Origin of the sequence: Peribacillus faecalis, assembly GCF_014712675.1 — a bacterium.
Lineage (GTDB): Bacteria > Bacillota > Bacilli > Bacillales > DSM-1321 > Bacillus_AD > Bacillus_AD faecalis.
In genome coordinates this window covers 91,368-107,275 of sequence record NZ_JACXSI010000055.1, presented here as the reverse complement: position 1 = coordinate 107,275, position 15,908 = coordinate 91,368, and the positions used below count along the sequence as shown (strand labels likewise).

Genomic DNA, 15,908 nt, shown 5'->3' with positions numbered 1-15,908 from the left:
GTATGTAGGGTGTACTGTATTCTTTTTGAGTAGAATACGTATGTCTCTTTAGGCAAACCACTTGTCAGATCTTGACAAGTGGTTTTTTTATGCTCACCAAGGATTAAAAACTTGGGAGGAATTTCAATGCAAATGCAAGATAAAGATTATTCGTTTCAATCAGTGCCGAAAGGAGCTAGAAACAGCTTCATGAAAATGCTGGTTGTCATGCTCGGATTAACATTCTACTCAGCTAGTATGTGGGCTGGCGGATCACTAGGAGAAGGTATGACCTTCGCGCAAACGTTGGGTGCCATTTTAATCGGTAACATTATATTAGGAGCATTTACAGGAGCACTTGGCTATATTGCAGCAAAAACAGGATTATCAACTCACCTTCTTGCCCAATACTCTTTCGGCATCAAGGGAGCTTACATTAGTTCATTCATGCTTTCCGCTACACAAATCGGCTGGTTCGGGGTAGGTCTTGGCATGTTCGCATATCCGGTTTCTAAACTGACTGGTCTTCCATTAGTAGGTATCGTCATCGTTACAGGTATTTTAATGACAGCAACAGCTTACTTCGGCATGAAAGCTTTAACGATTTTAAGTTTTATTGCAGTACCGGCAATCGCTATATTAGGATCATTTAGTGCAACAAAAGCCGTTACCGACATAGGCGGGATGAGCGAGTTATTCGCTTACACACCGACAACATCTCTTTCATTGGCAGCAGCTTTAACAATCACAATCGGTTCATTCATCAGTGCAGGAACATTGACTCCAGACTTTGCACGTTACGCAAAATCAGGAAAAGACGCAGTATCAACAACTGTTATTGCCTTTTTCTTAGGAAATTCATTAATGTTCCTATTCGGTGTCATCGGCGTCATCGCAACTGGTCACAACGATATTTCAGACGTTATGCTTTCACAAGGATTACTATTGCCGGCAGTACTTGTACTCGGATTAAACATTTGGACAACGAATGACAACTCGCTTTATGCATCAGGTCTTGGTTTCGCCACAATGTTCAAAAAGCCGAAAGTATTCATGGTTATGATGAACGGAACAATCGGTACAGTGTTCGCTATCGTGCTTTACAATAATTTCACAAGCTGGCTGACATTCCTAGGATCTACCTTGCCGGCAATCGGGTCAATCATTATTGTCGACTATTATTTTATTAAAAAACGCCAATATATCGATTACGAAAGAGCGAACATTCAAAATGTTCATATTCCGGCGGTAATTGCTTGGGCTGTCGGTGTGATTTCCGGTTTAACGTTGCCGGGTATTTCATCACTAAACACATTATTCATTACAGGAATTGTTTACTTTGTTGCCGTTAAAGTTATGAAAACATCCCCTGTTACGGAAATTGAGGAGGAAGAAGTAGTATATGAAAAAGTGGGCTAATGCAGCAATCTTCGGCCGTGAAGGCTTATGGGATTTAATTATTGAAAATGATACATTTACGAAAATTGTCGAGGCTGGCACTGCCGGCTTTGATAACTTCGAAACATTCGATTTGGAAGGAAAACTGGTTTCAGCTCCGTTTATCGAGCCGCATATTCATCTGGATACGACTTTAACAGCAGGACAGCCGCGCTGGAACGAAAGCGGCACACTGTTTGAAGGCATCCAACGTTGGTCGGAGCGTAAAGAATTTTTAACAAAAGAAGATGTGAAAGAACGAGCAAAGAAAGCGTTAAGCTGGCAAATTGCCAACGGAATCGGTGCGGTTCGTACACATGTTGATACGACTGACCCGACATTAGTCGCTTTAGAAGCGATGCTTGAAGTGAAAGAAGAAATGAAGAATTACGTTGATTTGCAAATCGTTGCCTTCCCTCAAGAAGGACTGATTTCTTACCGTAACGGTCTGGAACTTGTTGAAGAAGCGATGAAGATGGGCGCTGATGTTGTCGGCGGTATTCCGCACTTCGAATTCACACGTGAAGACGGTGTTGAATCGATTCGTGAAATTTTTAAAATCGCCAAGAAATACGATAAACCTATCGACATTCATTGCGATGAAATCGATGATGAACAATCACGCCATATTGAAGTCGTTGCCCGCGAAACGATTATGAACGACTACCAAGGCCGTGTTACAGCGAGCCACACGACGGCAATGGGCTCATACAATGATGCATATACGTATAAATTAATGCGCGTGCTTGGTCTTGCGGAAATGAATTTTGTCGCAAATCCGCTTGTGAACATTCACCTGCAAGGACGCTTCGATACGTATCCGAAACGCCGCGGTTTAACGCGCGTGAAAGAGTTGGAGCAAAACGGCTTGAATGTATGCTTCGGACACGATGACATTATGGATCCTTGGTATCCGATTGGCAATGGAAATATGCTGCAAGTCCTTCATATGGGTCTGCATGTATCGCAGCTAATGGGCTACAGCGACATCGCAAACGGACTGCGTTTTGTAACTGAAAACAGCGCGAAAGCATTACAGTTAGATACTTACGGAATTAAAGAAGGAAACCCAGCCAACTTCATTGTTCTTAATGCCCAAGACGGCTACCATGCGCTTCGCCTACAATCCGAAGTACTGTACTCCGTCCGCAACGGCAAAATCATCGCACAAACAAAACCGCGTCAAACGAACATCTTTTTAGATAAAGAGATGCCGATTACTTTTATGTAAAATAGAAGAATAGTGCCTGTCACTCCCCGCAATTTGTCAAAAGAAAATTCGGGGAGTGACAGGCACTTTTTCTACTGCTTCAATTAAAATCGCAAATGACGGAATCCTTCGTCATTCACTACAGTTCCTGCGTCAACAAATGAACCTAAAACTGTCAAAGCGATTAAAATTCCTACTATTAAAAATACCCCTTTGTTATTGCTTTTTATATCTCCCATTTCCAATCCCCTTTAGTACGTTGGTCCTTGTTATTGTACTACATATAATATTCTCAATACTATTAATCAAGCCTTGGTTAATAGTGGCTGCGATGTATATAACTTGCAAACAACCTCCCTACCAATCTTTTTGAGAAAATCGAGGAAATGCGAGAAGTGACAGGCACTATCAAATAACGTTTCGACAAAACCCGAGGAGTGATAGGCACCATTTATGTCTATACTAAAAAATAAAGGAGATGATTCAGTTGTATTTGAGAAAGATTTGGCTAGTTTTGGCGTTTGTGCTTTTGTTTTTTCTGATGCCGACTGGTGATAGTTCTGCAGCAGAGATTAAGCAGGGTTATCCGGCTCCGAATTTCGAGTTGTCTACGCTTGACGGGAAGACTGTTGAATTGAAAGATTATAAGGGCAAGAAGGTGATTTTAAATTTTTGGGCGAGCTGGTGTGCACCGTGCAGAACGGAAATGCCGGTTTTGCAGAAATTTTATGATGAAAAAAATGAAGAGGTCGTCCTCTTGTCCGTCAATTTGACGAAAGAAGACAAAAGCAAAGACACCGTCAAAAAATTCGTCTCTGACAACAACCTGACTTTTCCGATTCCACTTGACGAACGCGGTGAAGTAAGTGATTTATATCAAGTGATTTCCCTTCCCACCACTTATTTCATCGACGAAAACGGCATACTGAAACAAAAAGTAATCGGTCCATTAAATTTAGATTTACTTAAAGAATTGCTGAGCGAAACATAAAGGGGCTATCCAATTGGATGCCCCTCATTCATCTTTAAATCGAAAGTTCTTTTTTATATCCTTAATATGTATAACAACAGGACTTCCCTTATAAAGGCCTTTATTCGGTCCATCCTTCTCAAATTTGCTTTGGCTATACGTTTTGAAAATCCGGTCTACTTGAAAATCACCATACATCACGACATAATCACAATACGGATCGTCACAATGCACCCAAACAGGCTTCGTGCTAGTCAGCACCAGCTTGCCTCCGCATTTGCATACATCTTCTTTTCTTAAATATTCTTTATCCATTTCATGCCCTCATTTTAAAAAGACTTGTTCTTAATTATATAGCATGTTGTGAACAAAATAAAAAGACAGCATGCAGCTGTCCATTGTATTATTTAAACCAGCCCTTTTCCTTCGAGCGTTTAATGGCTTCTATCCTGTTCTTTACCTCAAGTTTATCCAGAATAGTTGAAATATAGTTTCGCACCGTGCCGGCTGTGATGCTTAGCTGATTGGCAATTTCTTTTGTATCTTTGCCGTCGGCGACAAGTCCAAGCACGGCCTTTTCCCGGTCAGTGAGCGGATTTTCTTCACCGTACACTCCGTCCATTAGCTCAGGGGCATAAATTTTCCTGCCTGACAATACGCTTCTGATTGAATTTGCCAGCTCTTCACTCGGGCTGTCTTTCAATAAATAGCCGCTGACACCTGCCTTAAGGGCCCGCTGAAAATAACCTGTTCGGGCAAAGGTAGTCAAAATAATAACCTTGCACTTCCCTTTCAGCTCCTCAGCTGCCTCTAAGCCACTTTTCCCCGGCATTTCAATATCCATGATGCAAACATCCGGATGGAACTTCTCAACAAGTGCAATTGCTTCCTCTCCATTTGCCGCTTTCCCCACTACAGTCATATCTTCCTCCAACCCCAGCAAGGAACCGAACGCTCCAAGAAGCATTTTCTGGTCTTCCGCAATTACAATTGTTATCATCGAACTTCCTCCTAGTCTGTTTGCTTTACATCATTGGGAACAGTAATAATTAAGGTCGTTCCTTCAGAGATTTTTATATCAAGACTGCCGTTTACAAATTCGAGTCGTTCCTTCATGCCTGTCAGTCCATGTCCGCGTTCAAAGCTTGATTCATAATCTTTAAATCGGCCATTATCGTGGATTTTCATCTGAATACCATTTGCCGATTGCTCAATTGTAATTGAACATGCTGTTGCACCGCTATGCTTTACAATATTCGTAACAGCTTCTTTTAAACACATACTCAAAATATTTTCCGTCAACAATGTAACGTTTTTCAACTTTGGCAGCTGTATGGCATTAAATTCAATTTGCGCGACTTCAAGCATATCGGTTACCCGTACAATTTCATCCTTTAAGCGAATGCTACGCATCGATGAAACAAGTTGTCTAACTTCATTCAGCGCTGTTCGCGCCGTTTGCTGCACATCCTTCAATTCATTTCGTGCCGCTTCCGGATCATTGTTCATCACCCGTCTTGCCAAATCTGCCTTAAGCCCGATCAGTGAAAGCTTCTGACCTAACGTATCATGCAAGTCGCGCGATATACGGTCCCGCTCTTCAATTAAAACAAGTTCAGCAATCTTCTTGTTGGCATCTTCAAGTTTTATTTCCAACTGTTCCTTCACTTTTCGGCTCCGGATTGTCAGCGGTAGCAAAAAGATACTGATCCAGACGATAATTACGAACGGCAGCTGCTTCATCAATAAAGGTTCTTGCTGAAGCAAAATAAAGTTGATAGCAATTGATGAAGTTACACCATTAATGAAATAAAACGTGAAAAAAGCTGATTTCTGCTTAATATTACCGATATAATAGGCAAGGAAAAAGCCAAAATATACATAGCTAAACAAAGTAATCGCAGAAACTGAGATTGCTATTAAGATAGATGCCCAAACATAGACAGACCAACCTTTAGCCGTAATAGCAATCCGGTAAATTACTAAGAAAATAACCGTAAGGACGATTCCGATAATGATTTTGAACGTCGATGTCGCCTGAAAAATAAAATAAAAAGGCAGCACACAAAGAATCATCCAAATATACGGCACAATTCCGTTGTTTTTGTAATACGCAATATATTTCTTAAGCATGCTAAAACCTCATTTAATTTGACTAAACAGCTTGCTTTTGTAAAATCCTCTTTATATCCCTATATGTGACGAATTTCTTCTCCTCTTCATCCCAAAGGCGGAATTTTAGAGATTCTAGACTCGTCTTTAACGTAACCGTCGGAACATTCTGTAATGGCGCTACATTTTCATGCGCCTCTTCTAATTTATAATTCGGCACACGCGGACTTAAATGATGCACGTGATGATAGCCGATATTGCCAGTAACCCATTGCAAAACTTTCGGAAGCTGATAATAAGAGCTTCCTTCTACAGCTGCTTTAACATATTCCCATTCATCGCTCTCTTCAAAATAAGAGTCCTCGAATGTATGTTGCACATAAAATAGCCAGATGCCAAGCATCGCTGCGATAAACACAATCGGTCCATGAACCAACAGGAATGCCTTCCACCCTATTGTATAACATAAAACCGCAATGATGCTAACAATAGCTGCATTTGTATAGTACGTATTCATGCGCTCTTTTTTGCGGGCGCCTTTTCTATTAGTACGATTCGTCCAAAGCATTAAATAAAGTGGTCCCAAACCGAACATGACAAGCGGATTGCGGTATAAACGGTATGCTAAGCGCTCCTTTGGAGTTGCGGCCATATATTCATCGACCGTCATCACCCAGATATCGCCAACACCGCGCTTATCCAAATTGCCGCTTGAAGCATGGTGGACATTATGCTCATGTCTCCATTGCATGAACGGAAATCCAGTCACTATCCCTGTAATATTTCCGAAAATTACATTGGCCCGATGGCTTTTAAAAAATGAGTTGTGGCAGCAGTCATGGAAAATAATGAACATCCTGACGACAAACCCGGCTGTTAATATGCCAAAAAATAACGTGAGTAAATAGGATACGGATAAGCTTGCATAGGCAGCAATCCATAGCGCAAAAAAAGGAATAAATGTATTAACCAGTTGACGCACGCTCTTCTTCATCTCCGCTTTCTCATACGGAACAACTTGCTTTCTAAGAAGATTTTGCTTTTGTTTGATTTTGCTCATAAACAATTTAATTCCCTTCTATTTATTAGTAAGCTCATTATAATAAAAAAAGATATCAATCGAACAGACATAGCTGTCATGTAATGAACATGACATTTATCATATATCTAACTTAATAAGTCGCAAAAATAGAAATTATCTTGAAAAAGAAATACAATAAAGTTGGGATAAAAAAAGAAGATTTTTGTTTGAAGTATGATAGAAAAATGTCGAAGCAAGAAATTTATCATTCTTTCAAGCGTCCTAGGGGGATTATTAAATGGAGCTTTTATCTACTGATTCATTCTTTGATATTATAGGAGAATTGTTTTCGGATGAAATTTCAATTGCTGTTTCGGATAAAGAAAAATATATTTATTACCGTCCGAGCAAGCGCGTTAACCTAAAAATTAAACCAGGCGATCCGGTTAAAGAAGGAACAATGGCCCATAAAGCATTGAATACCAAAAAGAAGGTTTCTGAATTCATTAATAGAGAAGTATTCGGTATACCTTACGAGGGGCAAGCAATTCCGTTTTTTAAAAATGGAGAATTGCAAGGATGCGTAACTGCTATTTTCCCAGCAACAACACACGGAAAAGCAGTGATTACTGTTAAATCAAATGATGGCTGGATTCCAATTCCTTTCTCTGAAGTCATTTATTTGGAAGCCAAAGAGCGGAAAACATTTGTATATTCCGAGAAAAATACAGGAACGCACAAATACACTTTGCAAGAGTTTGATTATATATTGCCAAATGAGTCATTTATAAGATGCCATCGCTCTTATATTGTGAATGTGAATCACATAACAGAGATATTCCCGGATACTCATTCGACATTTATATTATCTATGTCAGATGGCTCGCAAATTCCTGTCAGCCAATCTTATTCCAGTTATTTCAGAAAACTTCTATCATTCTAAAAAAATTCTGTTTCAACCATGAAATATCGTCTTCTATCCAAAATCATTCTAATATCGTCCAAATTTGTCTAATTGATGAACAAGTAGTAGTAAAATGAATTTAGTTTCTTACGAAAGAGGGATGAAAATGGCAACTAACTTAGATCGAATTAGAGATCCTCGCCTACATGACAGAATCGTAACGGCTGAGGAAGCTGCTTCTTGGATTCAAGACGGTATGACATTGGGGTTAAGCGGATTCACTAAATGCGGTGATGCGAAAGCGGTTCCACACGCACTAGTAAAACGCGCTGAAAATGAAACTTTTAAAGTAAACGTTCTTACAGGTGCTTCACTTGGAGCAGATGTTGATACAAAAATGGCTGAAGCTGGAATCATTAACAAACGTACACCATTCCAAGCTGATCCTGTGATGAGAAAAAGCATTAACTCAGGAAACATGTTCTATACTGACATTCATTTATCTCAATTGGCTGAAATGGTGCGTCAGAACACAATTACTGACGGCATTGATTTCGCCATCTTGGAAGCGGTTGCAATCACTGAAGATGGATACATCATTCCTACTACTTCAGTTGGTAACAACAACATCTTCGCTGACCATGCAAAGAACATCATCGTTGAGGTTAACTTAGCTCATGTACAAGCACTTGAAGGAATACACGATATTTATACTCCGGAAGAGCAAGGCTCACGTAAAGCGATTCCTTTAGTAAATGCTTCTGACCGTATCGGTACAAAAGGCATTAAAGTGGATATCGAAAAGATTAAAGGTATCGTAATCACTGATTGGCCGGATTCTCCTTCAGCTATGGTTCCGCCTGATGCTGAAACACAAGAAATCGCTAACAATCTATTAGACTTCCTTCGTGCTGAAATTAAAAAAGGAAATCTTACTGAAAAATTAGCTCCTATCCAATCAGGTGTTGGTTCTGTAGCGAATGCTGTTCTTGACGGTATGCTAGATTCTGAGTTTGAAGATTTAGAGGTTTACTCTGAAGTACTTCAAGATGCAATGTTCGACTTGATCGATGCTGGCAAAGTTAAATTTGCTTCTGCTTCATCATTCACATTATCTGAAGCGAAAATGAAAACTGTTTTCGGAAACTTTGAGAAATATGCGGACAAGATTATCCTTCGTCCACAAGAAATCTCTAACCATCCGGAACTTATCCGCCGTATGGGTCTAATCGCAATCAACACTGCGCTTGAATTAGACATCTACGGAAACGTAAACTCAACACACGTTACTGGTACAAAAATGATGAACGGTATCGGCGGTTCTGGTGATTTTGCACGTAATGCTCGTATTGGCATTTTCGTAACAAAATCAATCGCTAAAGACGGCAAAATTTCTTCAATCGTACCATTCGTGTCACACGTAGACCACACTGAGCATGATGTAGACGTTATCGTTACTGAACAAGGCTATGCGGATCTTCGCGGAATGGCACCAAGACAACGTGTTGAAGCAATCATCACAAACTGTGTGCACCCAATGTACAAACAACAACTTTGGGATTACTATACAGAAGCTTTAACGAGAGGCGGACAAACTCCTCACGTATTAGAAAAAGCTTTCGAAATGCATACAAACTTTGCTAAGAACGGCACAATGCTTTTAGAAGAGCAATCTGCTTCTGAGCAAAAAGCGTAACACACGATCAAACAATGGGGTATTGGGGTTAAATAGATAGAAAAGGACCAGTATGGGGATGCTGGTCCTTTTTGGTTTCTCCCCCGATAGAATAGCATAGACACCCTCCTTTATTTATCTATTTTCCTGAAATATTTATAATTAAATAACCGGAAGGGAGCGTAAACGAAACAATCAGCACTACGCAGCTGTAATTGGAGGCATTCTGCTTCTGGCAGTGATAATCAGCTGTTTCGCATATTAATTTGTGAGAGCACTTATTTTCATGAGCACTCTTCTATTCTTTGGACCACTACTAAACAAGGCCCTCATCGTTGCATAAACGGCCCTTCATTCAACAACATCATGAGAAATCATTCTAAAGCCATCAATAATGAATCTTCCTCGCTTCAAACCAAACCTTCGCAAAGTCCACTAAATCTCTTTGCAGCATTAGGCGGCTCTCCGCTTTTCCGACATACCCGATTGAAACTTCATGCTTTTGTTCATACTCCTTGCCAAGTTCTGGAAAGCTATCAACATCATAAATGAATTCCTCATATTCCTTCCAGACACGCTTGCCTTCTTCCATAATTGGCGAGCACTGTCGGAAAGTAAAGCAACTGTTTGCGTAATGCTCAGCCAAATGAAGGCTTGTGTTGTTGCCGTAGCCGACACCGAGCAGCAGCACATACGCATTTAAATCGTACAGTTTTTGCAAAGGTGATTCTTCGCCTAAAGAATAAGACAAAGATTGTTCGCTCGTAATAGCCGCTTCATGCTTGCCCCAGGCGGCAAAACTGGTTGTCGGGTGATAGGAGCGCGTGACTCCTTCATATGTACGAAAGCATTCGACAATTGAACCCATTCCAAGCGTCGGGGTTGTACGAGGGTCAAAGGCTGGCATCTCTTGACGGATCGTTTCCCACCATTCCTCGGGTACGGGAGGATTTTCCCAAAATGACGGATCGCTTAAATCTGCTGATTGCGTCGGCATCACAATTGTTCCTTCCTTGCCGACTGTTTCCATCAAAGCGTTAACGACCGCTACCGGCCCCCCGCAAACCCATCCAAGCGACTTCAGAGAAGAATGAACAATCACAGTCATTCCTTCGCGTAAGCCTAGCCGCTGTAAGTCTTCTTTCAGGCTCGCAGCCGTATTCGGCAACTTTTGTTTTTCAACACTATATTTCATTAAATATTACTCCCCTCACTATTACTGACAGTATAGCTTTTACTTAGCTATACCATTTTTTTTGATAAAAATAAACATGCCCATTTTCAAATCATCATGTTGAATAGTGCAGGTACGTGATAAAATACAAATAATGACCTTGTATATGAAAGGTGGTCCTGAAAATGAGCTTTAATGAGGAGTTTGATATATTACTGAAAAAATATACAGAACTGCTTTTAGGAGAAAGTGACGATGCAAAAAAAGATCAAGTGGTAAAGTGGGCTTTGTACAGTCACATCGCTAAATCAATGCCGGCACTTGTACAGCACTGGAACCGCGAATTTCCCGAAGCAAAAGCTGAAGTGGTGAAGATAATTGCTGAAATCAAACAATTAAATGAGACGCATCGGCAACAGCTTAAAAAAGATTAAATATAATAAAAAGCGCGAACATCACCTGTTTCGCGCTTTTTCGCTATATAAACGTCAATACCTTTTCAATATGAAGTTCGGGCTGCTGCTGCAAATCTATAATGCGACCATTCTCCATTTGGATTACCGACCGAAGCGGCCTATATTGATTATTCATGACAATCGTGCCTTTTTGTCCATTATTTAATAGTACTGTTTTTCCGACAAGCATTTCCGTCATTTTATGCAAAAAAGTAATGATTGTAACAGGATCGAATCGTCCATGCAGCGTATCATTCATATGAGTAATCACTTGATAAAACGGTACCGCTTTTTTATAGGAGCGCTCCGACGATAAAGCATGGAAAACATCGGCGACATTGATGATTTTCGCATACGGATGAATTTGTTTCGCCCGTAATTGAAACGGATATCCTTTTCCGTCCATTCGTTCATGGTGCTGCAATGCTGATAGAGCGACAGCATCCGAGAGCGAAGGGGTATTTTGAATAATCTTATAACCATAAATGGTATGCTTATTCATCTCATCCACTTCGCTTGACGTCAACTTTCCGCGTTTATGTAACAAATAAAGCGGAATTCTCGTTTTACCGATATCATGAAATAATCCTGCTATTTCGAGCTCATGGAGTTGCTCTCCATTATAACCTAACCACTTCCCAATCATGGCTGAAATAACAGCAACGCAAATATTGTGACGATATGTGTAATCATCCTTATCCTGAAGCTCTTTAAACAAATAATAAACATGCGGTACTTCCGAAGCCTGTTGAATGATCGGCACTATGTCATTCATGACCTGTTTAATCGGTATTTCCTCTTTCCTTCTTACATATTGAAAAATCTCTTCTACATGCGCAGAAGCTTCATCGATTCCATGAGTTAATTCTTTAATTTTTTCTTTCATATTCCTCGGCAGCTTCTTTTCTTTTTCAGCACCAATTTCAGCAATTGTATAATCAAAATCTTTATATTGGTCAAGCAGTTTGTCAATCTCATCGTGTGTTAGCGGGGTTATATATTGGTTGGATTGTTTCATTTTCCTCTCCCCAATTGTTTTTCTTTCTATTTTACCAAAGTTAGACAAAGCAATGGAAGATATATGCATAGATTGCGGTTATTTCTTAATCTTATTAATTTGGTTTCCCGCTTCTCTTAATTGCTCCCCGACCGTGCAATGTGATAGACAAAACTTATGAGCATACGTTCTGCCAAACTCTTTTCTATGAGTACTGTACAGAAAGCAGCCCTCACAATATTCACGAAGTGTCCGGTCAACCTCATCGAGCAGCATCATTCTTTTTTGTTTCTTACTCATAGTTCCTCCTTGCCGGACAATTCAATTGTACTATTGATCATTGTTCTCTCTAAAGCCTGTGACGCAAGCGCATCAGCTTCTTTATTTTCTTTTCTAGAAATCGGCTCATACATAGGATGAATGCCCATTTCCTCCATCTTCTCTTCAATTCGGTCAGCCCATCTGTTCAATACATCATCAAAACATGGCCAATCACCTGAAAGCTGATTCAACACAACTTGCGAATCGCCTTTAAATGTACAAGATTGATGGTGAACACCAATCTCCTCTAATAAACGCAAACTTTCGTAAAAGGCGGCATACTCAGCCTCGTTATTGTTATCAAGCTGCTCCATCAGCTTATTTTGACGAATACGGTATTGTTTATCATTTTGCTTATAATAAATGATTACGCCGAGTCCGGCCAACCCGGCTTCACGATTAAATCCACCGTCAAAGTATATTGCCACGTCTTGTGGCTCTTCCTTTACTTCCTCAAGCAGCTTTTTCAATTCTTTTTTGCTCCATTTTAAGTCTTTCTCATCAGTAAATGTAATATCATGCGCTCTTCCCGTTTTCTCGAGATCCTCGGCAATGATTAGAGCAGCTGCTCCATCGATATATTCCGATTGGAAAATGCATGTTGGCTTTTTGGAATGTTTATACTTCCATGTTACATAAACTTTCATATCGACAGCCTCCACTCTTTTACTCGGTTAAAAATTACCTTCAATCCCCTTGCAAAATAGGGATTGAATAATTTGTGATTGTTTATTATTATATACAGATGGCTGTTGAAAATGAAACCTTTCAGCTGTTTCTTTCATAGTCAAAACAATTTCATATTAAAGCGGTTCGAAACCATCCCGCTCTAACAAAACTAGGGAGGTAACATGTAATCATGTTCAATGAAATTTTTGGTTTAATTTTTATTCTTATCAACTTCAGTCTCGTTTTGCTGATGTATCGTATGTTCGGTAAAACCGGCCTATTTGTATGGGTTGGATTTGCAACGGTGTTAAGCAATCTCCAAGTCATCAAATCGATTGAAGTATTCGGCATGTCAGCGACACTCGGAAATACAATGTATGCTTCTGCCTTTCTTGTAACGGATATCATTAATGAACGTTACGGGAGAAAGGAAGCGAAGAAAGCTGTTTGGCTTGGCTTCTTCACATTACTTGCGATGACGCTTATTATGCAAATGGTGCTTTTATTTGAACCGGGTGTTGGAGACTTCAGTCAAAGCTCGCTAGAAAGCATTTTTGGATTGCTTCCGCAGCTGGCGATCGGGAGCTTAGCCGCATATGTAGTCAGTCAGCATACTGACGTAATGATTTTCTCGGCAATCCGTAAACGATTTCCGAAGGATTCACAGTTCTGGATCCGCAATAACGGAAGCACACTAATCAGCCAATTGCTCGATACTCTAGTCTTCACAGGCATCGCCTTCTGGGGACTGTACTCATTCGAAATATGGCTGCAAATCTTCTTCACAACCTACATCCTAAAAGCTGTCGTATCAGTATTAGCCACACCATTCGGCTACGCAGCAAAACGCTTCAAATTCCCTGAAGAAGAACAACAAAACGAAAAACTACAGCAAGCTGTATAAATAGAAGGCCGGCAGATTATAAAAATCTGCTGGCTTTTTTGGTGCCTGTCACTCCCCGTTTTTTGTCGATGGCACCACCAGAACTTCCTCGAATTCACTCGATTTTTGTTCGAAGAATTCGCTTACAGTTGTCAATCAATATATAATAAGGGTAAATATTACACATAGATGGAGGATTGGACTCTATGCTAGAGGTTTATATTGATGGTGCAAGCGCAGGGAATCCCGGTCCTAGCGGAGCTGGAATTTTCATGAAGGAGAATGGCGTTGTAGATCGATTCGCGATTCCTCTCGGAGTGATGGATAATCATGAGGCAGAGTATTGGGCATTAATTAAAGCGCTGGAAATATGCTGTCAAAAAAATGCACAAACCGTTTCCTTCCGCACAGACTCGCAAGCGATTTGGTCAGCAATGGAAAAAGAATTTGCCAAAAACAAAAAGTATGCCCCACTATTAGAGCAAGCAGTGAAATTATCTAAGGAAATCCCGTTATTTTTCATCAAATGGATTCCGAGCAGTCAAAATAAAACCGCAGATGAGCTGGCTCGCAAAGCTGTCCAGCAATGCAAGGAAGACATAAGTTGAATAAAAAGTTCATTGCGGACTTCACACTGCTTCTCGTCGTATTTGTTTGGGGCTCGACGTTTGTTATTGTGCAAGATGCCATTTCTTTTCTGACACCATTCAGCTTTAACGCTATTCGTTTCTTTATTGCTTTTGTTATCTTATCGATAATATACTTAGTTTTTACGAAAAAAAACAAGCTTCATTTCACGAAAGAAAGCATTAAATCAGGGTTCATACTCGGAACATGGCTATGTCTCGGATACGGTTTTCAAACATTCGGCCTGCTATATACGACACCTGCTAAAGCAGGATTCATTACCGGATTAAGTGTCGTATTAGTTCCGTTACTTTCATTTCTTCTATTAAAATATCCGTTAAACCGTAACATCATTCTCGGTGTTATCTTTGCTGCCGGCGGTTTATATATGATGACAATGATGCAGAGCTCTTCATTCGGATTCGGAGATTTTCTTGTGCTGTTATGTGCAGTCAGCTTTGCGATGCATATTATTATGACGAGCAAATATGCGGCAAAATACCACGCAATACCGCTAACCATTCTGCAAATCGGCGTCGTCTCGCTTCTGTCATTCATCGGCAGTCTCTTGTTTGAACAGCCGGGCAAAATGTATCAGCTTGATGTGCTGTTGCAGCCGGAAGTGGTAATTGGATTGCTTGTGACTGCGATATTAGCGACGGCATTCGCATTTTTGGCACAAACTTATTTTCAGGCGTACACATCTCCGACCCGTGTTGCGTTAATTTTCGCTCTTGAGCCGGTATTTGCCGCTTTGACATCGTACTTCGTCATCAACGAAGCCTTTACTGCCAGTATGATTGCTGGGTGTACACTGATTTTGGCTGGGATTATTTTAGCTGAATGGCCTGTCAAAACTTCAACTAAACTTCAAGATCAGCATCATAGTCATTAATTTAAATGCACATAAAACGCTCAGAATACTGAGCGTTTTTCCCTGTTTTATATCCGCTACCTCTTCACAACATCAAACTCTTTATGAAAGGAACCCCCCATCAAGTTTTCTTACATCTACTAATTCAAAACGCTCACATACCAACATCATATCTTCCGAATATTCAAGTCCTAATGCTCTTAGTTCCTCAGTAAAGAAACTTTCATGTACTTCTTTCCAATATCGGTATGTTCTATCTCCTTCACCTTCTGCAATAGCAAAGTCTTCCGGAACCTCATTCATTGGCATCAATTTCACATCAATGGTTTTAATAATCGCTAAAGGTTCATCTTTACTGTTTAAAATAATGCCGTAATCTCCAATCGAAGGCACTGGTTCATTTTCAATTTCATAAAAAACATGTCCTGAACAAGTGGCTGTTTTTATGCCGTCTATTACTAATTGAGCTAAATATTCTGGATTATCACCGAATTGCCACGCACTTACACTTTCCGGTTTTTCTTGATTTTGAGACTCCCAAAATTCATTCCAATACACTCGTGCTGCTTCATTCATAGTTATTCTCTCCCTAGAAAATTT

General features: G+C 40.2%; 19 protein-coding genes and 1 riboswitch. Of the genes, 9 read left to right on the top strand and 10 right to left on the bottom strand.

All coding sequences use genetic code 11. The features are described from left to right. The first annotated feature begins 126 nt into the window (after positions 1 to 126). Together codB and codA are read left to right on the top strand one after the other, a co-directional pair. Entirely contained in the window at positions 127 to 1,398 is a 1,272-nt protein-coding gene (gene codB / locus IEO70_RS17570) for a cytosine permease (RefSeq protein WP_190999671.1), read from the top strand. Beyond that, positions 1,382 to 2,647, top strand: a complete 1,266-nt coding sequence (gene codA, locus IEO70_RS17565; RefSeq protein ID WP_190999670.1) for a cytosine deaminase — start codon at positions 1,382 to 1,384, stop codon at positions 2,645 to 2,647. The genes codB and codA overlap by 17 nt, the downstream gene beginning before the upstream one ends. A gap of 83 nt (positions 2,648 to 2,730) precedes the next feature. On the opposite strand, the gene IEO70_RS20260 is transcribed toward codA, so the two are convergent. After that, positions 2,731 to 2,865, bottom strand: a complete 135-nt coding sequence (locus tag IEO70_RS20260) for a hypothetical protein (RefSeq protein WP_268938779.1) — start codon at positions 2,863 to 2,865, stop codon at positions 2,731 to 2,733. Positions 2,866 to 3,113: 248 nt separating this feature from the next. Between IEO70_RS20260 and IEO70_RS17560 the strand changes: the two genes are divergently transcribed. Then, positions 3,114 to 3,617 (top strand): redoxin domain-containing protein, encoded by a 504-nt coding sequence (locus tag IEO70_RS17560; RefSeq protein WP_190999669.1) that lies wholly within the window; start codon positions 3,114 to 3,116, stop codon positions 3,615 to 3,617. Between the two features lie 24 nt (positions 3,618 to 3,641). On the opposite strand, the gene IEO70_RS17555 is transcribed toward IEO70_RS17560, so the two are convergent. The 4 genes from IEO70_RS17555 to IEO70_RS17540 form a co-directional block, all read right to left on the bottom strand. After that, positions 3,642 to 3,911: a hypothetical protein gene (locus tag IEO70_RS17555; RefSeq protein ID WP_190999668.1), complete on the bottom strand. Its 270-nt coding sequence runs from the start codon at positions 3,909 to 3,911 to the stop codon at positions 3,642 to 3,644. 88 nt (positions 3,912 to 3,999) lie between these two features. After that, entirely contained in the window at positions 4,000 to 4,596 is a 597-nt protein-coding gene (locus IEO70_RS17550) for a response regulator transcription factor (RefSeq protein ID WP_190999667.1), read from the bottom strand. Between the two features lie 11 nt (positions 4,597 to 4,607). After that, positions 4,608 to 5,729 carry a sensor histidine kinase gene (locus tag IEO70_RS17545; protein ID WP_190999666.1) on the bottom strand — a complete coding sequence of 374 codons (1,122 nt, stop codon included), beginning with the start codon at positions 5,727 to 5,729 and terminating at the stop codon, positions 4,608 to 4,610. Positions 5,730 to 5,751: 22 nt separating this feature from the next. After that, complete coding sequence (locus tag IEO70_RS17540; RefSeq protein WP_190999665.1) at positions 5,752 to 6,768, bottom strand: fatty acid desaturase; 1,017 nt, start codon at positions 6,766 to 6,768, stop codon at positions 5,752 to 5,754. 259 nt (positions 6,769 to 7,027) lie between these two features. Between IEO70_RS17540 and IEO70_RS17535 the strand changes: the two genes are divergently transcribed. Together IEO70_RS17535 and IEO70_RS17530 are read left to right on the top strand one after the other, a co-directional pair. Continuing rightward, a complete protein-coding gene (locus IEO70_RS17535) occupies positions 7,028 to 7,672 on the top strand; it encodes a LytTR family DNA-binding domain-containing protein (protein ID WP_190999664.1) in 645 nt (214 codons plus the stop codon). Positions 7,673 to 7,799: 127 nt separating this feature from the next. After that, positions 7,800 to 9,329, top strand: a complete 1,530-nt coding sequence (locus IEO70_RS17530; protein ID WP_190999663.1) for an acetyl-CoA hydrolase/transferase family protein — start codon at positions 7,800 to 7,802, stop codon at positions 9,327 to 9,329. Between the two features lie 367 nt (positions 9,330 to 9,696). On the opposite strand, the gene IEO70_RS17525 is transcribed toward IEO70_RS17530, so the two are convergent. Further along, on the bottom strand, positions 9,697 to 10,503 hold the full coding sequence (locus tag IEO70_RS17525; RefSeq protein ID WP_190999662.1) for an aminoglycoside N(3)-acetyltransferase: 807 nt from the start codon (positions 10,501 to 10,503) through the stop codon (positions 9,697 to 9,699). Positions 10,504 to 10,667: 164 nt separating this feature from the next. On the opposite strand from IEO70_RS17525, the gene IEO70_RS17520 reads away from it, so the two are divergent. Then, a complete protein-coding gene (locus IEO70_RS17520; protein WP_407949646.1) occupies positions 10,668 to 10,916 on the top strand; it encodes a DUF2573 family protein in 249 nt (82 codons plus the stop codon). A gap of 43 nt (positions 10,917 to 10,959) precedes the next feature. On the opposite strand, the gene IEO70_RS17515 is transcribed toward IEO70_RS17520, so the two are convergent. The 3 genes from IEO70_RS17515 to IEO70_RS17505 form a co-directional block, all read right to left on the bottom strand. Then, entirely contained in the window at positions 10,960 to 11,955 is a 996-nt protein-coding gene (locus tag IEO70_RS17515; RefSeq protein WP_190999661.1) for an HD-GYP domain-containing protein, read from the bottom strand. 78 nt (positions 11,956 to 12,033) lie between these two features. Then, positions 12,034 to 12,234 carry a zinc-finger domain-containing protein gene (locus IEO70_RS17510; protein WP_190999660.1) on the bottom strand — a complete coding sequence of 67 codons (201 nt, stop codon included), beginning with the start codon at positions 12,232 to 12,234 and terminating at the stop codon, positions 12,034 to 12,036. Next, positions 12,231 to 12,902 (bottom strand): reverse transcriptase-like protein, encoded by a 672-nt coding sequence (locus tag IEO70_RS17505; RefSeq protein WP_190999659.1) that lies wholly within the window; start codon positions 12,900 to 12,902, stop codon positions 12,231 to 12,233. The genes IEO70_RS17510 and IEO70_RS17505 overlap by 4 nt, the downstream gene beginning before the upstream one ends. 155 nt (positions 12,903 to 13,057) lie before the next feature. After that, positions 13,058 to 13,103: riboswitch (PreQ1 riboswitch) on the top strand. An 11-nt stretch (positions 13,104 to 13,114) separates the two neighbouring features. On the opposite strand from IEO70_RS17505, the gene IEO70_RS17500 reads away from it, so the two are divergent. The 3 genes from IEO70_RS17500 (at position 13,115) to IEO70_RS17490 (ending at position 15,329) form a co-directional block, all read left to right on the top strand. After that, entirely contained in the window at positions 13,115 to 13,828 is a 714-nt protein-coding gene (locus IEO70_RS17500) for a queuosine precursor transporter (RefSeq protein ID WP_190999658.1), read from the top strand. A 185-nt stretch (positions 13,829 to 14,013) separates the two neighbouring features. Continuing rightward, on the top strand, positions 14,014 to 14,415 hold the full coding sequence (locus IEO70_RS17495) for a reverse transcriptase-like protein (protein ID WP_190999657.1): 402 nt from the start codon (positions 14,014 to 14,016) through the stop codon (positions 14,413 to 14,415). Beyond that, complete coding sequence (locus IEO70_RS17490) at positions 14,412 to 15,329, top strand: DMT family transporter (RefSeq protein ID WP_235973650.1); 918 nt, start codon at positions 14,412 to 14,414, stop codon at positions 15,327 to 15,329. The genes IEO70_RS17495 and IEO70_RS17490 overlap by 4 nt, the downstream gene beginning before the upstream one ends. 81 nt (positions 15,330 to 15,410) lie before the next feature. Here IEO70_RS17490 and IEO70_RS17485 read toward each other — a convergent pair whose 3' ends face one another. Continuing rightward, positions 15,411 to 15,884, bottom strand: coding sequence for an ASCH domain-containing protein (locus tag IEO70_RS17485; RefSeq protein WP_190999655.1), 474 nt, complete (start codon positions 15,882 to 15,884; stop codon positions 15,411 to 15,413). Positions 15,885 to 15,908: the final 24 nt, after the last annotated feature.

Excerpts from the sequence above, each read along its gene's own strand:
- IEO70_RS17535 (WP_190999664.1), top strand. The coding sequence starts at position 7,028 with ATGGAGCTTTTATCTACTGATTCATTCTTTGATATTATAGGAGAATTG.
- IEO70_RS17505 (WP_190999659.1), bottom strand. The coding sequence starts at position 12,902 with ATGAAAGTTTATGTAACATGGAAGTATAAACATTCCAAAAAGCCAACA.
- IEO70_RS17520 (WP_407949646.1), top strand. The coding sequence starts at position 10,668 with ATGAGCTTTAATGAGGAGTTTGATATATTACTGAAAAAATATACAGAA.
- IEO70_RS17545 (WP_190999666.1), bottom strand. The coding sequence starts at position 5,729 with ATGCTTAAGAAATATATTGCGTATTACAAAAACAACGGAATTGTGCCG.
- IEO70_RS17525 (WP_190999662.1), bottom strand. The coding sequence starts at position 10,503 with ATGAAATATAGTGTTGAAAAACAAAAGTTGCCGAATACGGCTGCGAGC.
- IEO70_RS17495 (WP_190999657.1), top strand. The coding sequence starts at position 14,014 with ATGCTAGAGGTTTATATTGATGGTGCAAGCGCAGGGAATCCCGGTCCT.
- IEO70_RS17540 (WP_190999665.1), bottom strand. The coding sequence starts at position 6,768 with ATGAGCAAAATCAAACAAAAGCAAAATCTTCTTAGAAAGCAAGTTGTT.
- IEO70_RS17500 (WP_190999658.1), top strand. The coding sequence starts at position 13,115 with ATGTTCAATGAAATTTTTGGTTTAATTTTTATTCTTATCAACTTCAGT.
- IEO70_RS17555 (WP_190999668.1), bottom strand. The coding sequence starts at position 3,911 with ATGGATAAAGAATATTTAAGAAAAGAAGATGTATGCAAATGCGGAGGC.
- IEO70_RS17485 (WP_190999655.1), bottom strand. The coding sequence starts at position 15,884 with ATGAATGAAGCAGCACGAGTGTATTGGAATGAATTTTGGGAGTCTCAA.
- codB (WP_190999671.1), top strand. The coding sequence starts at position 127 with ATGCAAATGCAAGATAAAGATTATTCGTTTCAATCAGTGCCGAAAGGA.
- IEO70_RS17510 (WP_190999660.1), bottom strand. The coding sequence starts at position 12,234 with ATGAGTAAGAAACAAAAAAGAATGATGCTGCTCGATGAGGTTGACCGG.
- IEO70_RS17515 (WP_190999661.1), bottom strand. The coding sequence starts at position 11,955 with ATGAAACAATCCAACCAATATATAACCCCGCTAACACACGATGAGATT.
- codA (WP_190999670.1), top strand. The coding sequence starts at position 1,382 with ATGAAAAAGTGGGCTAATGCAGCAATCTTCGGCCGTGAAGGCTTATGG.
- IEO70_RS20260 (WP_268938779.1), bottom strand. The coding sequence starts at position 2,865 with ATGGGAGATATAAAAAGCAATAACAAAGGGGTATTTTTAATAGTAGGA.
- IEO70_RS17550 (WP_190999667.1), bottom strand. The coding sequence starts at position 4,596 with ATGATAACAATTGTAATTGCGGAAGACCAGAAAATGCTTCTTGGAGCG.
- IEO70_RS17530 (WP_190999663.1), top strand. The coding sequence starts at position 7,800 with ATGGCAACTAACTTAGATCGAATTAGAGATCCTCGCCTACATGACAGA.